This window comes from Mesorhizobium sp. CA14 (assembly GCF_020165195.1).
Lineage (GTDB): Bacteria > Pseudomonadota > Alphaproteobacteria > Rhizobiales > Rhizobiaceae > Mesorhizobium.
In genome coordinates, this window is the sequence record NZ_JAIUHR010000036.1 from 15,994 (window position 1) to 39,354 (window position 23,361).

33 protein-coding genes, 2 tRNA genes and 1 pseudogene are annotated in these 23,361 nt (G+C 62.9%); 20 read left to right on the forward strand and 16 right to left on the reverse strand.

Annotated features, from left to right (window positions below):
- Positions 1–810 carry an ABC transporter permease gene (locus LB565_RS26890; protein ID WP_224589128.1) on the forward strand — a complete coding sequence of 270 codons (810 nt, stop codon included), beginning with the start codon at positions 1–3 and terminating at the stop codon, positions 808–810.
- Between the two features lie 466 nt (positions 811–1,276).
- Here LB565_RS26890 and LB565_RS26895 read toward each other — a convergent pair whose 3' ends face one another.
- Both LB565_RS26895 and LB565_RS26900 read right to left on the reverse strand, forming a co-directional pair.
- The gene (locus LB565_RS26895) at positions 1,277–1,819 is read right to left on the reverse strand and encodes a cytochrome b (protein WP_224589129.1); all 543 of its coding nucleotides are present in this window, start codon (positions 1,817–1,819) and stop codon (positions 1,277–1,279) included.
- Positions 1,820–2,022: 203 nt separating this feature from the next.
- Positions 2,023–2,382, reverse strand: coding sequence for an ArsR/SmtB family transcription factor (locus LB565_RS26900; protein ID WP_095767198.1), 360 nt, complete (start codon positions 2,380–2,382; stop codon positions 2,023–2,025).
- Between LB565_RS26900 and LB565_RS26905 the strand changes: the two genes are divergently transcribed.
- The 4 genes from LB565_RS26905 to LB565_RS26920 all read left to right on the forward strand — a co-directional run bounded on the left by LB565_RS26905 (position 2,297) and on the right by LB565_RS26920 (position 4,316).
- Positions 2,297–2,776 (forward strand): hypothetical protein, encoded by a 480-nt coding sequence (locus tag LB565_RS26905; RefSeq protein ID WP_224589161.1) that lies wholly within the window; start codon positions 2,297–2,299, stop codon positions 2,774–2,776. The two genes, LB565_RS26900 and LB565_RS26905, sit on opposite strands and share 86 nt — an antisense overlap.
- A gap of 34 nt (positions 2,777–2,810) precedes the next feature.
- Positions 2,811–3,005 carry a hypothetical protein gene (locus LB565_RS26910; protein WP_224589130.1) on the forward strand — a complete coding sequence of 65 codons (195 nt, stop codon included), beginning with the start codon at positions 2,811–2,813 and terminating at the stop codon, positions 3,003–3,005.
- A 105-nt stretch (positions 3,006–3,110) separates the two neighbouring features.
- Positions 3,111–3,356 (forward strand): DUF982 domain-containing protein, encoded by a 246-nt coding sequence (locus tag LB565_RS26915; protein WP_224589131.1) that lies wholly within the window; start codon positions 3,111–3,113, stop codon positions 3,354–3,356.
- 717 nt (positions 3,357–4,073) lie between these two features.
- A complete protein-coding gene (locus LB565_RS26920; protein ID WP_140753634.1) occupies positions 4,074–4,316 on the forward strand; it encodes a DUF982 domain-containing protein in 243 nt (80 codons plus the stop codon).
- Positions 4,317–4,605: 289 nt separating this feature from the next.
- Here LB565_RS26920 and LB565_RS26925 read toward each other — a convergent pair whose 3' ends face one another.
- Entirely contained in the window at positions 4,606–5,565 is a 960-nt protein-coding gene (locus LB565_RS26925; protein ID WP_224589132.1) for a glycosyltransferase family 8 protein, read from the reverse strand.
- A gap of 14 nt (positions 5,566–5,579) precedes the next feature.
- Positions 5,580–6,161 carry a CatB-related O-acetyltransferase gene (locus LB565_RS29970; RefSeq protein WP_318012194.1) on the reverse strand — a complete coding sequence of 194 codons (582 nt, stop codon included), beginning with the start codon at positions 6,159–6,161 and terminating at the stop codon, positions 5,580–5,582.
- Between the two features lie 167 nt (positions 6,162–6,328).
- On the opposite strand from LB565_RS29970, the gene LB565_RS26935 reads away from it, so the two are divergent.
- The 3 genes from LB565_RS26935 to LB565_RS26945 all read left to right on the forward strand — a co-directional run bounded on the left by LB565_RS26935 (position 6,329) and on the right by LB565_RS26945 (position 8,493).
- Positions 6,329–7,114, forward strand: a complete 786-nt coding sequence (locus LB565_RS26935; protein WP_224589133.1) for a hypothetical protein — start codon at positions 6,329–6,331, stop codon at positions 7,112–7,114.
- Between the two features lie 170 nt (positions 7,115–7,284).
- The gene (locus tag LB565_RS26940; protein ID WP_224589134.1) at positions 7,285–8,211 is read left to right on the forward strand and encodes a hypothetical protein; all 927 of its coding nucleotides are present in this window, start codon (positions 7,285–7,287) and stop codon (positions 8,209–8,211) included.
- Positions 8,212–8,268: 57 nt separating this feature from the next.
- Positions 8,269–8,493, forward strand: a complete 225-nt coding sequence (locus LB565_RS26945; protein WP_224589135.1) for a hypothetical protein — start codon at positions 8,269–8,271, stop codon at positions 8,491–8,493.
- 22 nt (positions 8,494–8,515) lie between these two features.
- Here the strand turns inward: LB565_RS26945 and LB565_RS26950 are convergent.
- Positions 8,516–8,592: transfer RNA gene (locus LB565_RS26950), tRNA-Arg, on the reverse strand.
- 54 nt (positions 8,593–8,646) lie between these two features.
- Positions 8,647–8,952 (reverse strand): ETC complex I subunit, encoded by a 306-nt coding sequence (locus LB565_RS26955; RefSeq protein ID WP_224513119.1) that lies wholly within the window; start codon positions 8,950–8,952, stop codon positions 8,647–8,649.
- A 247-nt stretch (positions 8,953–9,199) separates the two neighbouring features.
- Between LB565_RS26955 and LB565_RS30065 the strand changes: the two are divergent.
- From LB565_RS30065 to LB565_RS26985, 6 genes and pseudogenes are all read left to right on the forward strand, one after another.
- A pseudogene (locus tag LB565_RS30065) lies at positions 9,200–9,760 on the forward strand (NADPH-dependent FMN reductase); the annotation flags it as partial.
- Positions 9,761–9,796: 36 nt separating this feature from the next.
- Positions 9,797–10,168, forward strand: coding sequence for a nuclear transport factor 2 family protein (locus LB565_RS30070; RefSeq protein ID WP_224589157.1), 372 nt, complete (start codon positions 9,797–9,799; stop codon positions 10,166–10,168).
- A 136-nt stretch (positions 10,169–10,304) separates the two neighbouring features.
- Entirely contained in the window at positions 10,305–11,486 is a 1,182-nt protein-coding gene (locus tag LB565_RS26970) for a flavin-containing monooxygenase (RefSeq protein ID WP_224589158.1), read from the forward strand.
- Positions 11,487–11,701: 215 nt separating this feature from the next.
- Positions 11,702–11,778: transfer RNA gene (locus LB565_RS26975), tRNA-Pro, on the forward strand.
- A 69-nt stretch (positions 11,779–11,847) separates the two neighbouring features.
- A complete protein-coding gene (locus LB565_RS26980) occupies positions 11,848–12,153 on the forward strand; it encodes an LCP family protein (RefSeq protein ID WP_224589136.1) in 306 nt (101 codons plus the stop codon).
- A 21-nt stretch (positions 12,154–12,174) separates the two neighbouring features.
- Positions 12,175–12,342 carry a hypothetical protein gene (locus LB565_RS26985; protein WP_224589137.1) on the forward strand — a complete coding sequence of 56 codons (168 nt, stop codon included), beginning with the start codon at positions 12,175–12,177 and terminating at the stop codon, positions 12,340–12,342.
- A gap of 15 nt (positions 12,343–12,357) precedes the next feature.
- On the opposite strand, the gene LB565_RS26990 is transcribed toward LB565_RS26985, so the two are convergent.
- Together LB565_RS26990 and LB565_RS26995 are read right to left on the reverse strand one after the other, a co-directional pair.
- Positions 12,358–12,741: a type II toxin-antitoxin system VapC family toxin gene (locus LB565_RS26990; protein WP_224589138.1), complete on the reverse strand. Its 384-nt coding sequence runs from the start codon at positions 12,739–12,741 to the stop codon at positions 12,358–12,360.
- The gene (locus LB565_RS26995) at positions 12,738–12,995 is read right to left on the reverse strand and encodes a type II toxin-antitoxin system Phd/YefM family antitoxin (RefSeq protein WP_224589139.1); all 258 of its coding nucleotides are present in this window, start codon (positions 12,993–12,995) and stop codon (positions 12,738–12,740) included. The genes LB565_RS26990 and LB565_RS26995 overlap by 4 nt, the downstream gene beginning before the upstream one ends.
- Positions 12,996–13,355: 360 nt before the next feature.
- Here LB565_RS26995 and LB565_RS27000 point away from each other — a divergent pair, with 360 nt between their 5' ends.
- The gene (locus tag LB565_RS27000; RefSeq protein ID WP_224589140.1) at positions 13,356–13,601 is read left to right on the forward strand and encodes a hypothetical protein; all 246 of its coding nucleotides are present in this window, start codon (positions 13,356–13,358) and stop codon (positions 13,599–13,601) included.
- Positions 13,602–13,622: 21 nt separating this feature from the next.
- Here the strand turns inward: LB565_RS27000 and hdaA are convergent, their stop codons facing one another.
- From hdaA to LB565_RS27015, 3 genes are read right to left on the reverse strand one after another with little or no spacing between them, the layout of a single operon-like run.
- On the reverse strand, positions 13,623–14,327 hold the full coding sequence (hdaA, locus tag LB565_RS27005) for a DnaA regulatory inactivator HdaA (RefSeq protein ID WP_224589141.1): 705 nt from the start codon (positions 14,325–14,327) through the stop codon (positions 13,623–13,625).
- 1 nt (position 14,328) lies between these two features.
- The gene (locus LB565_RS27010) at positions 14,329–15,576 is read right to left on the reverse strand and encodes an AI-2E family transporter (protein ID WP_411970696.1); all 1,248 of its coding nucleotides are present in this window, start codon (positions 15,574–15,576) and stop codon (positions 14,329–14,331) included.
- A complete protein-coding gene (locus tag LB565_RS27015; RefSeq protein WP_224589143.1) occupies positions 15,488–16,105 on the reverse strand; it encodes a CDP-alcohol phosphatidyltransferase family protein in 618 nt (205 codons plus the stop codon). The genes LB565_RS27010 and LB565_RS27015 overlap by 89 nt, the downstream gene beginning before the upstream one ends.
- A gap of 331 nt (positions 16,106–16,436) precedes the next feature.
- On the opposite strand from LB565_RS27015, the gene purM reads away from it, so the two are divergent.
- The 3 genes from purM (at position 16,437) to LB565_RS27030 (ending at position 18,929) form a co-directional block, all read left to right on the forward strand.
- A complete protein-coding gene (gene purM / locus LB565_RS27020) occupies positions 16,437–17,516 on the forward strand; it encodes a phosphoribosylformylglycinamidine cyclo-ligase (RefSeq protein ID WP_224589159.1) in 1,080 nt (359 codons plus the stop codon).
- Positions 17,513–18,220, forward strand: coding sequence for a phosphoribosylglycinamide formyltransferase (gene purN, locus LB565_RS27025; protein WP_224589144.1), 708 nt, complete (start codon positions 17,513–17,515; stop codon positions 18,218–18,220). Before purM ends, purN begins: the two co-directional genes overlap by 4 nt.
- Before the next feature lie 199 nt (positions 18,221–18,419).
- The gene (locus LB565_RS27030) at positions 18,420–18,929 is read left to right on the forward strand and encodes a SixA phosphatase family protein (RefSeq protein ID WP_224589145.1); all 510 of its coding nucleotides are present in this window, start codon (positions 18,420–18,422) and stop codon (positions 18,927–18,929) included.
- A 70-nt stretch (positions 18,930–18,999) separates the two neighbouring features.
- On the opposite strand, the gene LB565_RS27035 is transcribed toward LB565_RS27030, so the two are convergent.
- The 5 genes from LB565_RS27035 to LB565_RS27055 form a co-directional block, all read right to left on the reverse strand.
- Complete coding sequence (locus LB565_RS27035; protein ID WP_224589146.1) at positions 19,000–19,251, reverse strand: DUF680 domain-containing protein; 252 nt, start codon at positions 19,249–19,251, stop codon at positions 19,000–19,002.
- Between the two features lie 274 nt (positions 19,252–19,525).
- Positions 19,526–19,732, reverse strand: a complete 207-nt coding sequence (locus tag LB565_RS27040) for a DUF680 domain-containing protein (RefSeq protein WP_224589147.1) — start codon at positions 19,730–19,732, stop codon at positions 19,526–19,528.
- A 319-nt stretch (positions 19,733–20,051) separates the two neighbouring features.
- Positions 20,052–20,258 (reverse strand): DUF680 domain-containing protein, encoded by a 207-nt coding sequence (locus tag LB565_RS27045; RefSeq protein ID WP_224513101.1) that lies wholly within the window; start codon positions 20,256–20,258, stop codon positions 20,052–20,054.
- 55 nt (positions 20,259–20,313) lie between these two features.
- On the reverse strand, positions 20,314–20,520 hold the full coding sequence (locus tag LB565_RS27050; RefSeq protein WP_224589148.1) for a DUF680 domain-containing protein: 207 nt from the start codon (positions 20,518–20,520) through the stop codon (positions 20,314–20,316).
- A gap of 54 nt (positions 20,521–20,574) precedes the next feature.
- Complete coding sequence (locus LB565_RS27055; RefSeq protein WP_224589149.1) at positions 20,575–20,805, reverse strand: DUF680 domain-containing protein; 231 nt, start codon at positions 20,803–20,805, stop codon at positions 20,575–20,577.
- A 479-nt stretch (positions 20,806–21,284) separates the two neighbouring features.
- Between LB565_RS27055 and LB565_RS27060 the strand changes: the two genes are divergently transcribed.
- Together LB565_RS27060 and LB565_RS27065 are read left to right on the forward strand one after the other, a co-directional pair.
- On the forward strand, positions 21,285–21,962 hold the full coding sequence (locus LB565_RS27060) for a response regulator (protein WP_224513097.1): 678 nt from the start codon (positions 21,285–21,287) through the stop codon (positions 21,960–21,962).
- Positions 21,959–23,332 carry a sensor histidine kinase gene (locus LB565_RS27065; protein ID WP_224589150.1) on the forward strand — a complete coding sequence of 458 codons (1,374 nt, stop codon included), beginning with the start codon at positions 21,959–21,961 and terminating at the stop codon, positions 23,330–23,332. The genes LB565_RS27060 and LB565_RS27065 overlap by 4 nt, the downstream gene beginning before the upstream one ends.
- Positions 23,333–23,361 lie beyond the last annotated feature (29 nt).

Below are 23,361 nucleotides of genomic sequence, written 5' to 3' on the forward strand. Positions count from 1 at the left end.
ATGCCGACCTATCGCCCCGGCCCCGTCTCGCTCATCCTCGCCGTGCTGGTGGCGTTGTTCCTGCTGATGCCGCTGCTTGCCGTCATCCCGGTGTCGCTGACGCCGAGCCGCATGCTGACAATGCCGACGGGTGAATTGTCGCTGCGCCATTACCGCTCCCTGATCGAGGATCCACGCTGGCTGGACTCCATCCTGCTGTCGCTCAGGATCGGCATCGTCAGCAGCATCCTCTCGACGGCGCTGGCGCTGACCTTCAGCCTCGGCGTGTGGATGTTCCAGCCGCGCTTCACCGCTGCGCTCGTCGGCTTCGTGCTGCTGCCGATGGTGGTGCCGCCGGTGGTCTCGGCGGTGACGCTTTATTTCCTGCTCACCTCGGTCTCCGGCCTCACCTCCTTCTTCGGCTACGACACCTGGCTGGGTGTGGCCATGGCGCATTCGGTGATGACGGTGCCTTTCGCCACGGTGCTCATCCTGGTGTCGCTCAGCCAGCTCGACCGGCGCATCGACCTTGCCGCGCGCGGCCTCGGCGCAAGCGTGTGGGAGCGCGCGACGCGCGTCATCATGCCCAACATCAAGTTCGGCATCGTCACTGCGGCGCTGCTCTCCTTCGTGCTTTCGTGGGAAGAGATCGGCGTGACGCTGTTCATCACTTCAGTCAACGCCATCACCCTGCCGCGCCTGATGTGGATGGGCCTGCGCGACAACATCGATCCGGCGATCGCGGCACTCTCGGTGATCCTGATCATCATCACCGTGCTGGTGCTCGCCGTGCGCAGCGTCATCACAAGGCAGCGCCCCGCGAAGCCCTGATTAGGCAAACCTGACCGAGACGCGACCGAACTGCCCGGATTGCCGGTGACTTCATCGCCGGGCTCGACTTCTATCGGCTTGACGCAGGTGCTGGTTGTCACCACCTGCCCCCTCGTTCTCGATGACACCAAGCCGGTGGTCGCCCGCGGTGAACGCAGCAAGGCACGCAATCCAAAACGAAAGAGGCCCGCCGGAGCGGCGAGCCTCTTACGGAGCCGAGGTGGAAGCTCGGCGCCGTCATGATCCGGGGGTGTGGATCAACTCGGAATCTAGCCAACAGCGCCCGGCGAGGCGACTTACAAATCTGTAAGCTTCGGCTGGCAGGGTCGAGCGGGGCCGGCAAAAAGAGACATATTACCAATGCCTTGCGAACACCCGCGACCATGCCGGCGCAGCATCCTTCAATCAAAAGTGATGGGACAGCGGCAAGACCAAGCCCAGTCCGCCGCCGAGCGGAACCCGCTGGTTAGCGATTTCCCGGCAGCATTTTGGTCAGGATCGCGTCCCGGCGTATCAAGTGGTGATAGAGCGCAGCCAAGGCGTGCAGGCCGGCCACGATCAGTATGGCGTTCGCGCATAGCGAATGAAGCTCGCGAACGGTTCGCGCGGTCGTCTTTTCCGGAGCGAAGGGCGCGGGAATCGTGAACAGCCCGAAGAAGCTCAACGCGTCGCCTCGGAACCAGGTCAACAAAATGCCAAGGACGGGAATGGCGATCAACAGGGCATAAAGGATGAAATGGCCGATCTTCGCCGCGGCTCGCTCGGGAGTGGACATTTCCGACGGAAGACTAGGCGCGCCCCGAAGGCCGCGCAGCACCACCCGCCAGAACACGAGAGCGGCCAACAGAAGGCCAAACGAAATGTGCAATCGCCAGAAGAATGCTACCGCCGGGTCTCCGCGGGAATAGAAGGCGTCGCCGTAGGTCAGGGCATAGAGCAGGACGACGAGGACGAATAGTGCCCAGTGAAGGAACTTTTGGGCGGACGTATAGGTCGTGGGGGCGGCCATGCTGCGCGGCTCCGTTTGGCAGGTCTCCCCGTCTCGAACGCGTTCCTGGCAGACTTGTGGCCGCTAAATTAAGAATTCGTAAGACTTCGACGAATGGACAAGCGCAAACCAGCGCTTTGCGTGCCGCTTGCATCGCGTCCCGCATCAAAGGCGCGCCGCGCCGGACGAAGGCCCCCCGGCCTCGTCCGTGCGTGGCAAGCAGTTCAGGCAGCCTGCGGCCGCCGCATCCTCTCGACCAAGGCCTGCCTTGCCGGTCCGGCAAGCGGCTTGTCCGTCGTCAGCAGCCCATCGAGCAGTGTCAGAAGCTCGCGCGCTGCTGAAGACTTGCAGGAATAATAAACCATCTGACGATCGCGGCGGGTTTCGACCAGGCCAAACCTGCGCAGTTTGGCCAGGTGTTGCGACAGCGCTGACTGGCTGAGTTCGACCTTGTCGGCGAGCACGCCGACAGAGAGTTCGCCCTCGGCGAGGTAGTTCATGATGAGCAAACGCTTCTCGTTGCCCATCACCGCAAGAAAGGCTGCCGCGCTTTCTGCGTTGGCGGTAAGTTTCTTGGTCACCATCGATTTCCCCGTGGTTCATGCTCTTCCGAAGGCCATGGGGGCAATGGCTTCAGAGTTCCAGAGCGTTGATGAGCCTGTCCCGGTTTGGATGCGGGACCTGCCCTGCTTCTTTTTCGACCAGAACCCTTTCGTAACCCGGTTGCCACCACGTCGGGGTTGCTGGTCTCGGACAGAACGCGCGGCGCTTTCTGGGCTCAAGTCAATGCAGACTCAGAAAAATTCCGCGCTGCTAATGCGTATCAGCGCAGCGCTCGTTCGGCAAGAATATAACGAGGCCGGCAAAACAGCGGCCAGCCGCAAGCAAGGAAGCACAGCAACCGGCGTGCCCGGCCAAGAGACCTCGGCCACGATATTGCCGCGACTCACTCCCAATCTCGAAGCGTGCTATTATTAGCTGGGCAAGAGGGGCCGGGCTGGAGGAGGAAGCCATGTCCGTTGTACGCAACACGTTCAACCCCGACGAGACGGCCATGCTTGGCCGTGTCTACCAAAACGGCAATTTCGAAGGCGAGACTGCCGAGCAGAAGGAAGCGCGCGCCTCGCGCATCATAGCCAACTACATGGCGGGTATCACCGACGAGGCGGAGCTGATCGAGCTTTCGCGGAGGCCGCTTGGAAGATGAGCAACCTACGCCGGCTTCGTGAAACGCTTCACGCTAAGTTGACGTTTCGCGACGCAACTCTACGATAATATATCGTGCTCCGATATACTTCGGGAGGTTTTAGCGATGATGCAGGGATGGTTTTCCAGGCCGGTCGAAGTCGCCGTTGGGGTGTCCGGCTCGATCCGCCACATATCCAACGCCGAGCAGGCCGTCGAACTGCTGACCGGACAATGGCGCGATGCCGGTAGCGCGCTGCATGGCGCGGCGCTGCGCGCTTGCCGCCGGGCGATCCGTGGCGACGTTGCGGCGGACAATGCCAGGGAGGCCTTCGTCATGGCCGCGCGCGAGGCGCATGTGCTGGTGGAATAGAGCATGGCGGGGCCAGGCGCTCCACAGGCCTGCCTATCGATAGTAAAGCCATAAAAGCACCAGCACCGCTGACGCCGCCGGAGAAAGCAGGTTTCCGGCCCGAAGATGCATATGGCCAGCTGAAGCAGAGTGATCATGCCTGGCGGTGTCGGGCCTACCGAGCGCGCCAATTGACGGGAAACCGATGCTCCATTCGAAACGCGCGCGCACGATCCGTCTCAGCGAGCGCGGTTCGGTCGCGCTTCCTCGTAGAGCCCGAAAGCGATCGCCATCAAGATAGCAACGGTCATGGTGGAAGCGAGCACGGCGATAAGCATGAGAGGTCCTCCCGCGTTTCATCAGCCTGTGGATTCATTAGATCAGGATGACGTTTCGTTGAATCGCCACCCTGATCTAATTCTTTGTTGGAGCATAATCTTCTCCGGAAACCGGTTCCGCTGACCTTCGGTTCGGGATCACGCTCTAGAGCCGCCCGCGAGAGTGCGGCAGTGACTTTGGTCACGCGATTTTCGGTCATCCGCGATCGCGGATTGCCGGCCCGTGAGCCCGTCAGGACGCGACCGCCCATGCCTTTCCTGGAATTGCCTTAGCCTTAAAATTCTTCGGAACCTAACGCGCGGTGATTGGTTAACGCGCGGGTCCGCAATCTTGGAACCATCGGGCGTCATCCGACGCCGATTGCTTGCTCAAAAGACGATCATAAGAACGGAGGAAGTGATGAACGATGTCTGGTTTTCCGAGCCAGTCGTGATCGATTTCCAGCCAAACGGCCAGCGCAAGGTTTCGAGTTGTTTCGAAGCGATGGAATGCCTGGACCAGCGCTGGCCCAGACAGGCGCGCGACGGTGCCTGGCGCTCGGCGAGCCGCGTCTGCCGCGACGCGCTCGATGGCCTGCGCAGCCCGGTGGAGGCCCGCAAGACGCTGCGCAAGGCTGCCAAGGTCGCCGGTCTGCTGGCGTAGCCTCGATTTTCCCACGGCGCCCTATGAGGGCGTCACCAAGCCCGTCGCGGTTTCCCATTGCTGCGGAGGGCTTGTGTTTTCATGCAGGCGAATGACGGCCGACGTATACTTGGAACGCGTTCAAGCACGCGTCCCGCTGGATACATGAAAACGCCGGCCGCTCGGCTTCGGGGTTGCCTGACGGGTTCAGGCCACTCCATTTCGGCGAGTCGGCCGGCAGGCCGCAACGCGAGCAGCGGGACGTGGTAAACGGGCGGTTATTATCCACAGGGCCGTGGCAGCGGATGGTTCAGCCAAAGCCGCCAAGCACTTCCGGGAACTGGACCGCCAGTGCGCCCTCTTCCGCCTGCCGGGCATAGATTTGATGCATCTTCGCGCCGTCATATCTGGCGCGGCGGCGCTGGACATCGTTTCCGAAAAGACCGGCAACGGCGTCGAAACGGCGCAGGAAGCGCTTCATCACGCCACGCTCGAAGGGTATGCGCTGCTCGAACGGCTTGCGCCAGGGCGTGTCCTTTGCCAGATCGCGCCAGATGCTCAGCGCTTCCAGCTCGACCCCGACCTGGTTGCCCCACGGCTTGCCGCCGGCGAAATGCCTGGCCCAGGCCTGGGAGCAGCGAAATTCCCTTGTCCCCAGCGATTGCAGGTTCCAGTTCGGGTGCATCGTCTGCCATTTGCCCTCGAAGGCGATGTTGAGGGCATTCTGGTCGTTCATCTGACCTTGAATGGCGGTGTTGCGCGTGCGCTCCAGCAGTCCCTCCGTCCGAACAGCGCCCATGTCGAAAACCACGACACCGGAGTTGAAGTAGGGCGCGCCCGGCTTCAGCCCGAGCTTTTGTCTGTAGGACGGCCGAAAATACATGTAGTCGTCATGCGCCGCGAGCATGGGCGCATGCAGCAGCTGCCCGGCAAGGTCGTTGATATCCCTGTTGAAGAGAACATCGCAGTCCGTGTAGGCGATACGATCATATGGCCCAAAAACCGGAAGCTGGTCGGCGAAAAGACGAGTGTAGGCGGCGATGCTGTATGTTCCGAAGCGGAAGCCGCGGCTGGTCATGAAATCCGCGACGTCGACCAGCTCGACCTTGCCCTTCAGCAGATGGCGGCCGGCTTCGAGATCCGGTTCGCTGGCGCCGGTATAGAGCAGGTAGCCGTCGATCGGCGCGGAGACGTCGACGATCCGACGCGCCGCCAGGCTGGCATACGGAAAATATTCAGCATCCGCCGCCAGGAAGAAACACTTCGTCATTCGCACCGCGACCCTTATCCTGCTGCGGTGCCTGCCACAAAATGCTTTTCGACGAAAGCCTCGATCGGGCCTGTGAGCGAGGCCGCCTCGCGCTTGACCTTATCATCGTCCCAGCGCCACCACTGGATCGCCAGCAGCTTCGCTATCATCTCCTCGGGAAATCGATATCTGATCAGCCGGGCTGGAGACCCGCCGACGATCGCATAGGGCGGCACGTGTTTGGTGACGACGGCACCCGCGCCGACGACCGCGCCATCGCCAACCTCCACGCCCGGCAGGATCATTGCGCCATTGCCGATCCAGACGTCATTGCCAACAGTGATGCCGGCCGGCTTGCCGCCATTTGCGATCGGTTCGGGCAGTTTCAGCAACCGGCTGTAGATTGGAAACGAGGTTGCGCTCTCGGTCGGGTGCTGGCCGGAGCAGATGAAAACCACCCGACCGGCAACCGAGCAGAAGGCGCCGACTTGCAACGGAGCATCCTTCAAGGGGGCCAAGACTTTTCGCCATGTCACGCCATAGGTGTGGCGGCCAACGGTCACATGTTCCGGCAGTCCGGAGCGCATGTCCCTCAGCCATTTGGAAAGCGCCGACATCCAGATACCTCCCCAATACTTCTGCGACATAGCCTCGGACCGGCCGAACCATCAACCGGATCCACCGAAAAACCTGTTATCCGCACACCGACGTTGGGAGTTTCGAGTGGATTGCGGATGCCTGTGTTGGTAGTGGGAGCGTCTCAGACACATCTCCCATAGATCGAATGAACGACGTTTTTGGCTATATCGCCTATGGCGATAACGAGGTTTATCACTTTGGCGCGCTGCTCAGCGCGCTTAAGCTTTTGCACAATTGCCCAAGCGCCAAAATAATCGTCGCAACCGACAGACCCGAACTCTTTCGCCCATACCCCCTAGAGACGATCGCAATAGCCGCCGACCAGAAAGAGTTGATGTCTTTCGGCTGGCGCTATCATTTCGGCATCAAGGCTGCATTCCTGATCGAGATCCTGAAGCGAGCGGACCGCCTGATCTTCATGGACTCGGACCACTATCCTTATGTCGATCCATCCAGAGGGTTCCGACAGATTTCACCGACGCATTCCTTCATGCGTAAATGTGAGGGCGAGCATCGGCTTTACCCGGTTCTCACCGGCAAAGGCGTCAAAATCGGAGACTACACCCTGACCGGCCGCGAACCGATGTGGCAAAGCGGAATCCTTGGCATTCATCGAGCCAATGTTCGTGCATTAACCGAGGCCTATTCCGCGATGCTGGCCGTACGCGAATTGACCAGCACAGATGCTCCGGAGCAGTTTTGCATCGGGGTCGCGCTCTCTCGAAATGGCTTGGCTCTCAGCCGACACCACCTTCCGGTCAACGACTACAACACACGTGGCAAAAAGGCTTTCGCCAGCCCGCGCGTGCTGCAGTTCTTCAATATCTACGGCGACGCTCCAATTGCCGAGCAGATAAGGAGAGCCGGCTGGTATCGCTTGTGGCGAACTCCCATGGACCTGTGGCGCCAGCGGGACAGATGGTCGCTTTAAGCTGGCTGTGAGACCTCACGGCAGAAGAAGAATGTCTCGTTGATCGAGCACGTCGCGAATATCCATTTCCTTTTCGGTTTGCCACCGAAGACGCCTTCGATGTCTATTCCATACCAGAGCAATTGAAAGGCGGACTTCCGTTTCTCCTGGCCTCACGTTATGCAGGCCAAATGGGTCTGAAGATTGTCGATATCATAACCAGAGCGCCGGCAATCATCGCGGCGAAGGAAGCCAGAAATAGGCTAGTATACAAGGCTTTCGAGCATCGGGGCCGAACTGCTGGACGCACTTTTGCAGACCGCCTGAAAGCCACTGGTGCATCGCGTGTCTGCTTCACGGTGGCGTTCAACACGCCTTGGGTCATTGATGCGCTAGCCAAGGCCTGGCAAATGCACCCGCCGGGAATGATCCTGGCAGTTGTCGACAATTCGACCGGTCAGGCATCGAGAGAAGAAATAGAAAGCATATGCAAGGTAAGAGGCGTGCCTTATTTAGCGCTTCCGATGCGGGTGGAAAAACATCTGTCCAGATCGCACGGAACCGCGATAAACTGGACCTATCATAATATCATACGGCACCTGGAGCCTGAGTTGTTCGGCTTCATTGATCATGACTGTTTCCCGGTGGTGCCGTTTGACATCCCGGCCAAGATGGAAGGCAAGGCTGTCTACGGCAAGCTGTTCCCTCCAGGTCGAAATCACATCCACGAGCCGAAGCCGACCGATCGACACTGGAATTTATGGGCAGGCTTCTGCTTCTACCGTTTCTCCGCCACGACTGGACGAAAGCTGAACTTTGAACCCCGCTTGAACATGGGGCTTGATACTGGCGGCGCAAACTGGAAAGTCCTTTACTCGCATTTGGACAGGGCACGGGACGTTGCCGTTGCCGCCGCTCGGGAAAACCCGATGACGATGGCCGGGGCGGTCGGACACCATGAGATCATCGAGGAAGCATTCTTCCATGTTGCCGGCGTATCCTACCCTGACCGCCCCAGTTATCACCGCCGAACAACCGACCATCGAAAATTGATCCGCGACTATGTCTGGAATACATATCTTGGCGGCGTGAGCGGCAGGGTAGCCCAAGACTTTTAGGTGCTGACCAAGTCTTCGGGCTTATCCGCCCGAAAACGCAAACTAATAGACACGCCCATGAGCCGATCCCGCAGAAACACCCCGATCGTCGGCATGACAACGGCAGACAGCGACAAGGCATTTAAGCAAGCCGAACATCGGCGCGAGCGCCGGGCTGTGAAGGTGCGGCTCGAGTTTGACGAGGAACCGTTGCCCACCAAGGCCTTCGGTAATCCGTGGGCCAGTGAGAAAGACGGCAAGCAATGGCTGACCAAGCCCTCCCCTAAACTGATGCGGAAGTGACGTCCGCGCAACGGCTAAGAAATGGCGATCCCGGCAGGATTCGAACCTGCGACCATCGGCTTAGAAGGCCGGTGCTCTATCCAGCTGAGCTACGGGACCGTCGGCCGGGCGGGCCGGCTGGCCTGTCACGCCGCCTGACGCAAGACTCGAAAATCAGTGCGTCCAGGGCGTCCTGCGGTCATAGCGGAAATTGTCCGAATAGGAAATCTGCCGGCGCTTGGCTTCCTTCGGCTCTTCGACCCGGTAGGCGATCTTTTCCTTCTCGGCATAAGCGATCGCCTCTTCCTTCGTATCGAAGGTGAGCTTCACCTGGCTCAGCATGTCGCCCGAGGAGGTGTAGCCCATCAGCGGGTCGATCTTCTTGCGCTGGGCGGGCTCGAATTCGAGCACCCAATGTCCGGTCTTGGCCTTGCCGGACTGCATCGCGGTTTTGGCTGGACTGAAAATGCGCGCGGACATGACCACCTCGTTGCCGCCCGGAGACCGGGCACCGTTGTTCAACGCTATTTCCAGGATCCCATCGGGAGCCTGAAACCTCGCGCCAATCCGTCATTACTGTGCAATGGCCGCTGCGGCAAGGCCGCAAGCGGCCCCGGCGCACGCCATGGCGCAGGGAACCTCGCTGCGCCGCCGACATTATCGAAACGTCGGGCAGGCCGAGCGTGCGGCCTGCCCTGTGAACCACCAGAAAAACGGACGTTTCGCCATGACCGATGCACCCGAACACGCCGTCCTCCAGCTCGCCGTGCTTGTCGGCAGCCTGCGCGCCCAGTCTTTCAGCCGCAAGATCGCCAAGGCGCTGGCCGCCCGCGCGCCGGATTCGGTGCGCTGCCGCTTCGTCGAGATCGGCGAGCTGCCGCTCTACAACGAGGATCTGGACGGCGACAGCCCGCCGGCGGCGTGGGCGACCTTCCGCGCGGCGATACGCGAATGCGACGCGGTGCTGTTCGTCACCCCGGAATACAACCGCTCGATCCCGGGCTGCCTGAAGAATGCACTCGATGTCGGCTCGCGTCCGTCGGGCAAGAGCGTGTTCAAGGGCCTGCCCGCCGGGGTCGTCAGCGTCAGCCCGGGCAAGATCGGCGCCTTCGGCTCCAACCAGGCGCTCCGGCAGACCTTCGTCTTCCTCGACATGCCGGTGATGCAGCAGCCGGAGGCTTATATCGGCAATGTCGCGGAGCTGCTCGACGATAAGGGCGCCGTTACCAATGCCGATACCGCAGCCTTCCTCGAGAATTTCATGGCCGGCCTGGAAAGCTGGATCAGGAGGGTGCATCCCGGCGGCTCGTCCTTCGATGCCTTCATGAAGCAGCGCGAGAAGATCGCCGAGGACTATGTCAACGGCGATCCCACCTCGCTGAAGGCGATCGTCACCCATGCCGGGCCGGCGACGTTTTTTTCGCCGCGCGGCGACCATCTCGAAGGCGCCGAGGCGGTAGCGGGCCGGTACGAACGCGACGCGGCAGGCTTCCACAAGGGCGGCAGCACCGACCTCGAGGTGCTGCAGGCTTCGGCAAGCGGCGATCTGGCCTTCTGGACCGGCTTGCAGCATGCCAAGACGCGCATGGGCAGGAACGGGGAGCCGACCGAGATGACTTTGCGGGTGACGGAAGTGTTCCGACTGGAGGACGGCGGGTTCAAGCTGGTGCATCGCCACGCCGACCCGGTTCATTAGCCGGCGCTTGTACCAATCCGCGACACAATGCCGGAGGTTTTTGCAACAGCCACCTATTCCTTTTGGCGGGTGGGCGGCATATGTCAGATACAGGATCATGCCACTTGAAGGCATGATGACGGCGATAAAGACACGAATGGGCGCGGAAGCGAAAGCCTTGCCGTCGGGGGTCGGCGAGCCAGCGATACTGGACGGAGCGATTGTCATCGGCGCGGGCGCCGCGGGGCTTGCCGCCGCGCATGCGCTGGCCAGGGCCGGCGTGACGGTGCAAATCCTGGAACGCGAGCCGCGGCTGGCCGAGCCCTGGCATCGCCGCCACGACAATCTGCATCTCAACACGCATCGCGACCTCTCCTCATTGCCCGGCGTTTCCTATCCGGCAGGAACGCCGGCTTTTCCGCATCGCAGCGCCGTCATCCGTCATCTCAATGATTTCGCCGAAACGCACCGCCTGCCGATCGCCTTCGGTGTCAAGGTCGAGGAAATCGAATTCCGTGGCGACCACTGGCTGCTGCGGACAAGCGCGGGCCTGAAGGCGGCACGGTATGTGGTGATCGCCACCGGACGCGACCGGCAACCCTTCATTCCGGCCTGGAAGGGCATGGAGGATTTTTCCGGATCGATCATCCACTCGGCCGAGTTCGGCAAGGCGAGCGACTATGCCGGCAAGAAGGTGCTGGTGGTCGGCGCCGGCAATTCAGGCTTCGACGCGCTCAACCATCTTTCCCACGTCGAGACGGGCCAGATGTGGCTTGCGGCGCGCAACGGACCTTCGCTGCTGCCCAAACGCATCGGCAAGATCGCCGTGCACCGCATATCGCCGCTCATGGCCAGCCTGCCGACAAGGCTCGCGGACGCGGTGATGGCGGCAACGCAGCGCCTGGTGTTCGGCGACTTGACCAAATACGGCCTGCCCCCTGCCCCGGCGGGCGGCGCCAGCCGGCTCGGCTCCGACTATGCGGCGATCGCCGCCGACGACGGCGCGGTCGACGCTATCAAGGCCGGGCGCATCATCGTGGTGCCGCAACTGCGCGAATTCAGGCGCGACGGCGTCATGCTGGAGGACGGCCAGACGATCGCGCCCGACATCGTCATTGCCGCCACGGGCTACCGTACCGGGCTGGAGACGATGCTGGGCCGACTCGGCGTGCTCGACGCCAAGGGCGTGCCGCTGTTCAATGGCGCCGCGAACGATCCGAAGCTGCCCGGACTCTGGTTCACCGGCATGCGCCCGAGCATTCGCGGCTGCTTTGCCAATGCAAGAATCCAGGCCACGGCGATCGCCAGGAAAATCGCCGGCCTGAAGCGCCAGAGCTGATCGGTTATTTTGCATAAAGGCCGCGAAGGCATCGGCGGAGGCGGCAAGGCCTTCAAGCGCCGCTTGCAGCCACGCCTTGCGGGTCACCGTGGCGATCCGGGCACCGTCGTCGAAACCGAGGGCTGGCGCTCTTCACACTGCGGCATCGATCCGGGTCGGGCCTGCCGTTTTTGTGTTGCCTTCCGGGCGCCCGCCCCCTATACGCCGCGGGACGTCGGAGTGTAGCGCAGCCTGGTAGCGCACCTGATTTGGGATCAGGGGGTCGCGTGTTCGAATCACGCCACTCCGACCATCGCCTCTTCCCCAAAAAAACCCAGGCCGGCGGCGCGGCCCCGTGAGCCCTGCCGGAGGGGCACGTATCGTGACAGCCGTGGTCGTGGCGATCCTCGACAGGGACAATTGGGACGCCAACACCGACGTCATCGTCGTCGTGGATGTCGCCAGGCGGCGGCTGACATGGGTGCCGCGAGACTTGTGGTCTCCCCTCATAAGCGACCCCATCAATGCGGCTTTCGCCATCGGTGGCGGAAGCTTGCTGCTCGATGCGCTAGCGGGACTGGGATTTACGGCGCAGAGCGCAATCTGCCTCTGGCGCGGCGCGAGCGAAGCCGCGCTTGCCGAAGCCAGCGTCAGTGTGCCGATCCCCGCGCCGCTTGATTTCTGGTAGCGGATCACGGGCGAGGATCCGTTGCCGCTGCTTGTTCGCATCTCGGCCAGTTGGTGCATGCAGGTGCACGACTGGGTGGATGACGCCGTCATCGACGGCAAGAAGGTCCTGGTCCCGCGCAAGCCGAAGCCGTGGTGGCGGCGGCAATTACGCCGGCTGCGGGACAGGCTCAGGGAGAACCGGCCCTAGCCATTTCCGGATCGCTCAAATCGCGCCCTCGACATCGGTTTTGGAGAAATCCTCGCCGACATAGAGAAGCCGGCAGGCCCGGTCCTTTGCCACCTCATAAGCAAAGCAGTCGCCGAAGTTGAGCGCCGCGGCGTGCATGCCTTTGCCCCATCGCGCGTAAGCCTCGGCAACGCGCCGAGCCGCGCCTTCCGTGACCGGCGTAATCTCGAAGCCGAGCCCGTCGAGCAGGGATTGCACCTCCTCAGCCACGCCGCGTCGTGCGGCGACAATAAGGAGCTCGGCTACGGTTCCGGCCGATATCAGAAGTTCGTCTTCCGTTTCGAGCGCAGCGATACAGGCGTCCGCCGCCGGCTCGTCGAGGGCGATGGCCATCAAGGCCGAGGCATCGACCGCGATCATTCCGGCAGGCCGTCATCGTCATAGAGGAAATCCTGGCTGCGTGCCGCAGGCGGGCCGGCACTGGCTTTCGCCGCGCCGGAGGCCCGGACGGCCTGCAGCAGGCTCCGGCGGTGCTTCCGGTCCGGCACGGACCGTACCGGGACGAGACGCACGGCCGCGTGACCGTGGCGGGTCAGGATAATCTCATCTCCAGCCTCGGCCCGCCTCACCAGTTCGGTCAATTGCCCCTTGGCGTCTGTCACGGATATCTGCATGACAACCTCTAATGGACCACGATTTGGCCCATTAAATTAGACCATTTGATGGTCTAGCTCAACGCCGCACTTTCGACACGCCGCACCTCGGAGGAACGGTAAACCCGCCGGGCGAGAACCCCAACACCTCGAGCCCGGCGAGCCTACAACCCGATCTGGAACGCGACCGGGACCGGGATCAACCGGCGACGGCTGCGTCGCAAGAGACATGCCTGAAAGGATTGTTCCGAAACGGGACGGCTAAGGAGCATGGTCCACGATTGAACACGTAAACGCCTGCCGTGGGCTCCAATAGTCCCTCGCTTCCAACTTCGTCGCCGGTCTAAACTTTGGGGAATTTCCATACCTGTTGTCGAGGCGGTGCTGTCGCTGATCGGCCCAGCCTATTTAGTCTATTACGGCTTCGCGGTTCCGGTCATGGTGGTCTGGGCAGTTCTGTGTGCTGCCCTGTGGGTTTGGAACAATCGGCCGAGCAAGAGACAGGGCGGCGTCGCGCGGTCGCGGCCCGCCGGGCTGATGTTCTTCTGCCTTGTCGCCACCGGCTATGTCTCGGCGCACACCGGAGTCTGTCTTTTGGCCCGCCATCTTGCCGAGCTTTGGGCGTAACCGCCTACCCCCTCTCGATGGCTAGATATCGAACTCGCCCTGCCCTTCGTCCATGGCGCTGACCGTCTCGGCAGCCAAAGCGCGGGTGATCGGCGTCTTGCGTTCGAGCGCGGCGCGGTCGAGGCGTTCGACGACGTGCATGGCGGTGCCGAGCGAGCGCTCGATGCGGCGCACCAGATATTGCACCACATGCGGCTCGACCTCTACCTGACGGTCGGCGAAGAGCTTTGTGAGCACGCCGGCGAGCAGCAGGTCGTCGGGCTCGTGGATCTCGATCGTCGCCGCCGCCTTCAATCGCGAAACGAGGTCCGGCAGCGCGACGCGCCAGGCCGAGGGAAAACGCCGCGCGGTGAGCAGCAGCGTCGAGCCCGCGCCGCGCACGGCGTTGATTAGGTGGAACAGGCCCGGCTCGTCGATCGCCGCCTTGTCGATGTCGTCGACGAGCACCGGCCTGCTGCCGACACCGGCAATGTGCTCGCCAATCCGGCCGGGATCAACGCTGACGGCGTTCGCCCTATCCTGCCAGATGCGAGCGAGATGCGTCTTGCCGGAGCCGGGCGGTCCGGCCAGCACGACCACCGGCGACGGCCAGTCCGGCCAGCGGTCGATCAGCGATGCCGCTTGCGCATTGGTACCCGAGACGACGAGCTCGTCGCGCGAATAGCCGGTGCCGTGGCCGAGATCGAGCGGCAGCTGGCGCGGTGAATCTGCTGGCTGGGCAGCCATTTCAGCCCCGAGTCGAGCGGTGGCCGCCGCCGCGATCGGCCGGCAATGGCGGCGCAGGCTGAGTGCCGTTGCCCTTGTAAAGCGGCGATTCGAGATAGCGGCCGATGGCGAAGCGCACCAGCACGGCGATCGCCGCCGAGGCCGGCACGGCAATCAAAAGGCCAACGAAGCCGAACAGCGCGCCGAAGGCAAACAGCGCGAACATCAGCCATACCGGGTGCAGGCCGACGCTCTTTCCGACCAGCCGGGGCTGCAGGATGTTGCCCTCGATGAACTGGCCGACGAAGAACACGCAGGCGACAAGCAAGATCATCGTCCAGTCCGGCCAGAACTGGACGAAGGCGACGCCGACGGCGAGCACCAGCCCGGTCAGCGAGCCGACATAGGGAATGAAGGAGATCAGCCCGGCGAAGAAGCCGATGAGAATGGCGAAGTTCAAGCCGGTCAGCGTCAGTCCCGTGGCGTACATGGCGCCGAGCACCAGGCAGAGCGTGCCCTGCCCGCGCACGAAGCCGGCAGTGGCGGTGTTGATCTCGCGGGCGAGTGCTCTGACCGTCTCGACATAGTCGCGCGGCACCCAGCTGTCGACGACGGCCACCATGCGGTCCCAGTCGAGCAGCATGTAGAAGGCGACGACCGGGGTGACGACGAACAGGCTGACCACCGAAACCAGCGCCACGCCCGAGCTCCAGATCGAGGTGAAGACGGTGGTAAGCAGTCCGAAGCCGCTGGTGAGCAGCGAATTCAGCCCGTCGCGCAATCCTGCGGCGTTAACGCCAAAGCGCTGCTCCAGCCATTTCGGGTCGAAGCTGGTGATGAGCGATTGCAGGCGGGTGAGATATTCCGGCAGCTTGCGCGCGAAATCCGCCATCTGCGTGGCCAGCACCGGCACCAGGATGACGAAGGCCAGCACCACGACGACGATGAAGGCGATCAGGATCACCACCGTCGCCATAAGACGCGACAGGCCGAGCCGCTGCAGCCAGTCGGCAACCGGGTCGAGGAAATAGGCGAGCACCATGCCGGCCACGAACGGCAGGAGGATGCCTGAGAAGACATAGAGGAACAGAGCCAGCAGGACCGCCGTCGCCAGCCAGAAGAAGACCTGACGGCGAAGCCCGCCCGAGCCGTCGTCAGCGGCGATCACCGCGCCGTCATTCTCAGGCGTCCGTGCTGGAGCCGCCCGACTTGCCGATGCCCGACTTGATGTCGCCGGTCTGGGAGTTGCTCGTTCGGGAGCCTTCGCCATAGCCGCTCATATGCCTTAGCCAAGCCACGAGATAGGCTGCGGCCGAAGCCACGGTCAAGACCCCGGTCAGCAATATGAGCGCGGTTCGCAGCGGGCCCAGCTGCACCGAAAAGGCGAGTTCGCCCAGCACAACCGCCGCCAGCACGATCTGCGCCGCGGTGTTGGCCTTCGATACGAGGAGCGGCTTCACCTCGACCGGATGGCTCATCACGCTGGACAAGAGCACGGCGCAGACGATCAGCCCGTCGCGCGAGACCATGGTTACCACCAGCCAGAGCGGCAGTTCGCCGGCAAAGCCCATGACGACGAAGACCGAGACCAGCAGGAGCTTGTCGGCGACCGGATCGAGATAGGCGCCGAGGCGGGAGGACTGGTTCCAGCGACGCGCGATGAAGCCGTCGACACCATCGGAAATGCCGGCGACGAGGAATCCGGCGAAGGCCCAGCCCCAAAGCGACTGCAGCATGGCCAGCACCACGGCAGGCACGAGCAGCAGCCGCATGATCGTGATCATGTTGGGAAGGGTCACGTGATGTCCCGTCGTGATTTTTGTTGGAGAATAGATGATGGAGATACGTAAATTGGGCAAGGGAGAAGCGGCGCTGAAGCTGCCGATCTCCCCCCTTGCGGGGGAGATGCCTGGCAAGGCAGAGGGGGGTGCTGTCCCTCGGCATCTCGGAGTTTTTCTTTCGCCGTGTCGGCAGAACCATTATCGACGCAGGTATTCCTTCACACCCCCCTCTGCCCTGCCGGGCATCTCCCCCTCGAGGGCCCACAAGGGGGGAGATTAGCGCTCGCGCCTTGCTCCCCGAAACCATTCATGCGAAGAGCCCGCAATGACAAACAGGGACGAGCCGACGATGAGCAAGGGCGATAAGGCCAAGCGCAAGAACGGGCTCACCTATGCCGAGGCGGGTGTCGATATCGATGCCGGCAATCTGATGGTCGAGAAGATCAAGCCGCTGGTGCGCGCCACGCGCCGGCCGGGCGCCGATGGCGAGATCGGCGGCTTCGGCGGGCTGTTCGACCTGAAGGCCGCCGGCTTCACCGATCCGGTGCTGGTCGCCGCCAATGACGGCGTCGGCACCAAGCTCAAGATCGCCGTCGATTCCGGCAAGCACGACACGATCGGCATCGACCTCGTCGCGATGTGCGTCAACGACATCGTCGTGCAGGGCGCGGAGCCTTTGTTCTTCCTCGACTATTTCGCCACAGGCAAACTCGACCCCGAGCAGGGCGCGTCGATCGTCGGCGGCATCGCGCAGGGCTGCCGGCAGGCCGGCTGCGCGCTGATTGGCGGCGAGACCGCCGAGATGCCCGGCATGTATCACGACAAGGACTATGACCTTGCGGGCTTCGCGGTGGGTGCGGCCGAGCGCGGGCAACTGCTGCCGACCGACGATATTGTAGAGGGCGACGTGCTGCTCGGCCTTGCTTCGTCCGGCCTGCACTCCAACGGCTTTTCGCTGGTGCGCCGGATCGTCGCCGCGAGCGGCCTCGGCTGGAGCGATCCGGCGCCGTTCAACGAAGAACTCAGCCTCGCCGAGGCGCTGCTCGAGCCGACGCGCATCTATGTGAAGTCGATCCTTAAGGCGATCCGCAACACGCATGGCATCAAGGCGCTGGCCCACATCACCGGCGGCGGTTTCCCGGAAAACATCCCGCGCGTTTTGCCCAAGGATTTTTCCGCCGAGCTCGACCTCGAGGCAATCGACGTGCCGCCGGTGTTCTCGTGGCTGGCCAAGACCGGCGGGGTCGCGCCGGAAGAGATGATGCGCACCTTCAATTGCGGCATCGGCATGATCCTCGCGGTCGCCTCCGGCCAGGCGGCGCAGGTCGCGGCGGTGCTGCAGGAAGCCGGCGAGACGGTGACGCCGATCGGCCGCATCGTGCCGCGCCGCGACGCCGGCGTCATCTACAGGGGCTCGATCGGCCTATGAGCAGGAAACGCACGGTCGTCCTGATCTCGGGGCGCGGCTCCAACATGACAGCGCTGATCGCGGCCGCCGCCGATCCAACCTATCCGGCGGAAATCGTCGGCGTCATTTCCGACCGCGCCAACGCAGCCGGGCTCGGTATTGCCCAGTCGCGCGGCATCGCCACCAAGGTCATCCAGCGCGCCGATCATCCGAGCAAGGACGCCTATGACGCCGCGCTCGACGCCGCGCTCACGGGCTTCGGCGCGGACATCGTCGCCTTGGCCGGCTATATGCGCATTCTCGGCCGCGGCCTGGTCGAAAAATGGCAGGGGCGCATGGTCAACATCCACCCTGCCCTGCTGCCGGCCTTCAAGGGGCTGGACACGCATGCGCGGGCATTGCGCGCGGGCGTTCGCATCCACGGCTGCTCGGTGCATTTCGTCACGCCCGAAATGGATGACGGCCCGGTGATCGCGCAGGCTGCAGTGCCGGTGATGGTTGGGGACAATGAAGACACGCTGGCGGCTCGGGTGCTGAAGGTTGAGCACCGGCTCTATCCGCTGGCGCTGGGTTTGGTCGCCGAAGGCAAGGCGCGCATGGAAAAGGGCCACACCGTGTTTGCTCATTTCGCCGACGATGCCGAAAACGCCACCTCGGTGGTGATGGCGCCGGACCCGCTGCGCGAGGAGACCGATCTCGAACAGCTGGCGCGGATCACGCCGTAGAGGCCTTAGCCGGAAGTAGCAGCATGGCGGTTAACCCGAAATTGCTGGACCAGCCCCTGAGCCAAACCGAAACGGATCGGCTGCGTAAAGCTTGGATGAACGGGCTGGCGAGCAGCCCATTCGTTGATTTTGATATCGGAGCAGCCAAGGAGAAGGCTCGCGCTCTCCTCGCTAGTTCCCCTGGTCCTGAACAATGCCGATGAGACAACTGCTTCTGCTTCGCCACGCCAAGTCGAGCCGGGACGATCCCAAGCTTGAGGATTTCGACCGGCCGCTGGCCCCGCGCGGCTTGAAGACGGCGCCGTTGATGGGGCGAGAGCTTGCGCGACGCGGCTGGTTGCCGGATCTGGCGCTGGTCTCGCCGGCCCTGCGCACACGCGACACCTGGAGGCTGGTCGCCCAGGAACTGCCTAAGCATGTGCAGGCGGAGTTCGCGGAGGAGCTCTATGAGGCGACGCCGGCGGCCATCCTGGCGCGCGTGCGGCAAGTCAAAGCTACGAGTGTGCTGGTGATAGGCCACAATCCCGGCCTGCAGCACTTTGCGCTTCGGCTGGCGGGCGCCGGATCGGATCACGGCGTGTTCAAGAAAATCGAAGCGAAGTTTCCGACGGCGGCACTTGCCCGGCTCACGCTGGACGAGGATTGGGCAAATCTCGACTTCCACGATGCGCGGCTGACGCATTGCGTGAGGCCGAAGGATTTGACGTAGAGCCAAGCCTGCCAATCTATAAGCAAGGCGGCGGGCAAGCCCGCCGCCTTCAATATTTTCAGAGACGGGGTCAATTGCCCCAATTGTCCGATGGCGGACCAGGCCAGTCCGCAGCGCCGGTCGCACCGGTCTTCATCTCGGTATCGACCTTCGGGGCCGCCTTGACTGTCTTGTGCTTCGGGATCGAAGCCGTGACGCTGGTGTCGGAGCCAACGACGGCGGCTTGGTTCACGCCATCAGCGCCGTAGTGATCGCTACCGGCCGATGCGGTGGCCATGGCGGCGGCAAGTATGGCGGCCGCGACGAATGCAATCCTGGTCATGTTCGATTTCCTTGTTTGGTGTCGTTTCATCGGCGGTGGCCCTGGGAGGATGGCCCCGCTGCCGAAAAGACCAGCGGCGGCCTGGGTTTATTCCCGGCGCGTTCGCTTTTCAGCGGCCATGGCAGTGGCGGATCGGACTTCGCTCAGAAAAAGACAAACGATTACAATTACTTGTGATGACAAATACTTGTGATGCGATTTCAAACCGGCCGTAGCCGGCTGCAGAAAACAGAGCGGCGGGACAAGCCCGCCGCCTGCTTTTTTCCGGGCCGGATCAGTGGTTGCCGAACAGATTGTGATCGGTGCCCTGCACCACCGGCCTTTGGACATCCGCGTCCGACTTCGCGATCGAGGTCGTCACAGTCCGGTCGATGGTGACAGCCGGCTGGTTGGCATTGGCCGCTCTGTAATTATCCGAGCCGGCGAAGGCGGCACCGGTGGCAGCGAAAAGGGTGACGGCGATAAGTGCGCTCTTGGTCATTTCAAATACTCCTGGTTCTGGGTTGCGCTGTTTGATCGGGCGCGATTGACGATCCGATGACCGGGTGGATCGGCACAGTCCCGCGCACCGCCCGGGTGCCGCCCGCTCGTTCCACTCACTTGAATTTCCTGGCATCGGCCCCGTTTATCGGCCCTTGCTCCCACTTCGAAGACGCCCAAGGCGTCGTTACAGGCATCACCGCTTCGTGATGAATGCTTGATCAACCACCATGAAAGCCGGCCCACCGGCTGGCCGGCGGCACAAAAGCAAAGCGGCGGGACAAGCCCGCCGCTTTGAGGTCTGTCGAGGACAGAACCGTTTAGTGGTTGCCGAACAGGTCGTGATTGGCACCCTGGACGACCGGCTTCTGGGCATCCGCATCCGACTTCTTGACCGAAGCGGTGAGCGAGGTGTCGACCGAAGCGGCCGGCTGGTTGGCATTGGCCGAACCGTAGTTGTCCGAGCCGGCGAAAGCGGCGCCAGTGGCGACAAGCAGGGCGGCAGCGGTAAGAGCGATCTTGGTCATTTGAGTTACTCCAAAATTCAAGTTTGTTGGTTCGAAGGTTCGCCACGCGAACCGATTAGCGGTTGCCGAACAAGTTGTGGTCAGCGCCCGTGACGACAGGCTTCTGTACGTCCGCGTCCGAGTTGTTCGTGGAAGCGGTGATCGAGTTGTCGACCGAAGCGGCCGGCTGGTTGGCATTGGCCGAGCCGTAGTTGTCCGAGCCGGCAAAAGCGGCACCGGTGGCAACGAGAAGAGCAGCGGCGGTAAGAGCGATCTTGGTCATTTGAGGTACTCCAGATTCAAAGTTGTTGGTTGACATTGGTCAGGGAGGGACCGCTTAGCGGCCCCAGATGCCCTGGCCGGATTCCGGCTGGTTCTGAGCCGGCTTGATGTGAAGGTCGCGTTGCTCGAACTTGCGGATCGAACCCGTGACGGTGTCGTCGACCTTGCCCGCCGGAGCGGTCACGGCCGGCTGGTTGACGTTGTCGGAACCGTAATGGTCACTGCCGGCGAAAGCGCTGCCCGTGGCAATGAGGAAAGCAGCGGCGGCAAAAGCAATCTTGTTCATTTTAGATACTCCAGATTTCAAAGTCGTGTCCGTCTAGTGGCGTGCCGTAATGGAAATTCGCGTCGCTCGGACTACCCCGAAATGGGTCGGCCTTGTTGCCATTTCCAATCACGAAAAGTTGTGAACCGAACCGTTCGGTTCGATCTTGAAACTGAGTGAACGACGCATCGGCCACATTCTTATCCTTTGATATCAATCGGTTACGGCGATCGTGGCGCGACGCGGCATCCGAGCAAGGGTGCCCGGTGTTCACCCCAACTATACGAACCGTCAACATTGATTGAACCGAACGGTTCGGTTTTATCGCTTGCAAGACCGAACAGATGGCTCGGCAGGCACCACGACCGGGATGTCGACCGCCGAGAAACCACGTTTGCCTTGCGCGCGGATCGATACTATCGGTTGCCTCGGGAACCAATTCGGACGCCGCCTGCCCTTTGGCAGCGGTCGATGCCATTGGGAGAAAATAGCGACCAACGATGCGGCTGCTGCTTGTCGAGGACAATCGCGAACTGGCCGATTGGCTGAGCAAGACGCTGCGCCAGGCGAGCTATGTGGTCGACGTCGTGCATGATGGCGAGGATGTCGAACATGCTTTGGCCGCCGGCGACCATGCCTTGATCATCCTCGACCTTGCCCTGCCCCGCATGGGCGGCATGGAGGTGTTGAAAAGGCTGCGGGCGCGCGGCAACCCGGTGCCGGTGATCGTGCTCACCGCCAATGCCAGCCTCGACGGCCGGGTCAAGGGCCTCAACGAAGGCGCCGACGACTATCTGGCGAAACCCTTCCAGATCGAGGAGCTGGAGGCACGCATCCGCGTGCAGCTGCGCCGCGCCAACGATCGCACCGCGCCGGTCATTGCCTGCGGCGACCTTGTCTTCGACACCAACACCCGCCTGTTCTCGCTTGCCGGCGCTACGCTGACGCTGACGCCGCGCGAGCACGCTGTGCTGGAACAACTCGTCGTCAAAGCCGGCCGCACGGTGAGCAAGACGGCGCTGTCGGCCGCGATCTACGACTTCGAGACCGACGCCGATCCCAGCGCCATCGAGATCTATGTGCACCGCCTGCGCAAGAAGCTCGAGGGCTCGCGCGTCCAGATCGCCACCTTGCGCGGCCTCGGCTACCTCCTGCGCCACGACGATCCGGCGCCATGAGGATTGGCAGGCTCCGGATCAGCAGCCTTCGCCTGCAATTGCTGGCATGGGTGGTGCTGCCGCTGGCGGGGCTCACCGCCATCAATTTGTGGACCAGCCACGGCAATGCGCTCGCGACTGCCGATCTGGTTGCCGACCGGATGTTGATGGCGTCGGCGCGCGCCATCGCCGAGCAGGTCGCGGTGAAGGACGGCGTGCTCGACGCCACCATCCCGCCGGCGGCAATCGAAATGTTCGATACCGGCGACCGTGACCGGGTCTACTACCATGTCGAGACCGCGGGCGGACGGCTGCTTACCGGCTATCCCGACCTGCCGAAGGCGACAAACCGCGGCAGCATCGAGACCGGCTTTCGCGATCACCGTCTGCGGCTCGCAACGCTAAGCCATACTGTAATCGGCGCCGGCGCGGATTCGCCGATCACGGTCACAGTCGGCGTGACGCTCGGGGGGCATGACGCGATGGTGAGGCGTCTGTGGTTGAGCGCCTTCGGCCAGCAGCTGGCGCTGGTGGCGATTGCCGGCGTGTTTGTGCTGCTTGGCCTGCGCCGAGGGCTGGCGCCGCTGATTCGGCTGCGCGACGCTGTGCGCTCGCGACGGCGCAACGATCTCGAGCCGGTCGAGGTCGCGGGCGCACAAAGCGAGATCCGGCCGCTGATCGAGGCGCTCAACGCCTATATGGAGCGCGTGAGGGCGCAGATGGCGGCGCAGCGCCGCTTCATCGCCAATGCCGCGCACCAGCTGCGCACGCCGCTGGCGCTGTTGTCGACACAGGCAAGCTATGCCCTGCGAGAAACCGCGACCGACCGGCGACAGGAGGCGCTGATAGCGTTGCAGGCAAGCTCCGGCAAGCTGGCACGCCTCGCCGAGCAACTTCTTACGCTCTCGCGTGCCGAGCCCGGCAGTCGCCGGCCGCGCGCCGACCGTATCGACCTGACCGACGCCGCCCGCCAGGTGCTGGAAAGCCAAGCGCCGAAAGCGATCGAACGCAACATCGACCTCGGCCTCGAGGAGAGCGGGCCGGTGCCTGTGATCGGCGACGGCACGATGCTGCGAGAGATGATCGTCAACCTGGTCGACAACGCGCTGCGCCACTCCAAAGCCGGCGGGAGCGTGACGGTCAAGCTCGCCGCCGTCGATGGCGAGGCGGCGCTCAGCGTCACCGATGACGGTCCCGGCATTCCAGCGGAAGAGCGCGAGCATGTCTTCGAGCGGTTCTATCGCATTGCTGGATCTACGGAGGAAGGCAGCGGGCTCGGCCTGGCCATCGTGCGCGAGGTGGTCGAGAATGCCGGCGGCGGCGTCACGCTGGGCGACGCCGCCATGGGTGGGCTGAAGGTCGAGGTTCGGCTGCCGCTGGCCGGCTCCTGAAGGGCGGCCGCCGGCGAAGCATTATCTTG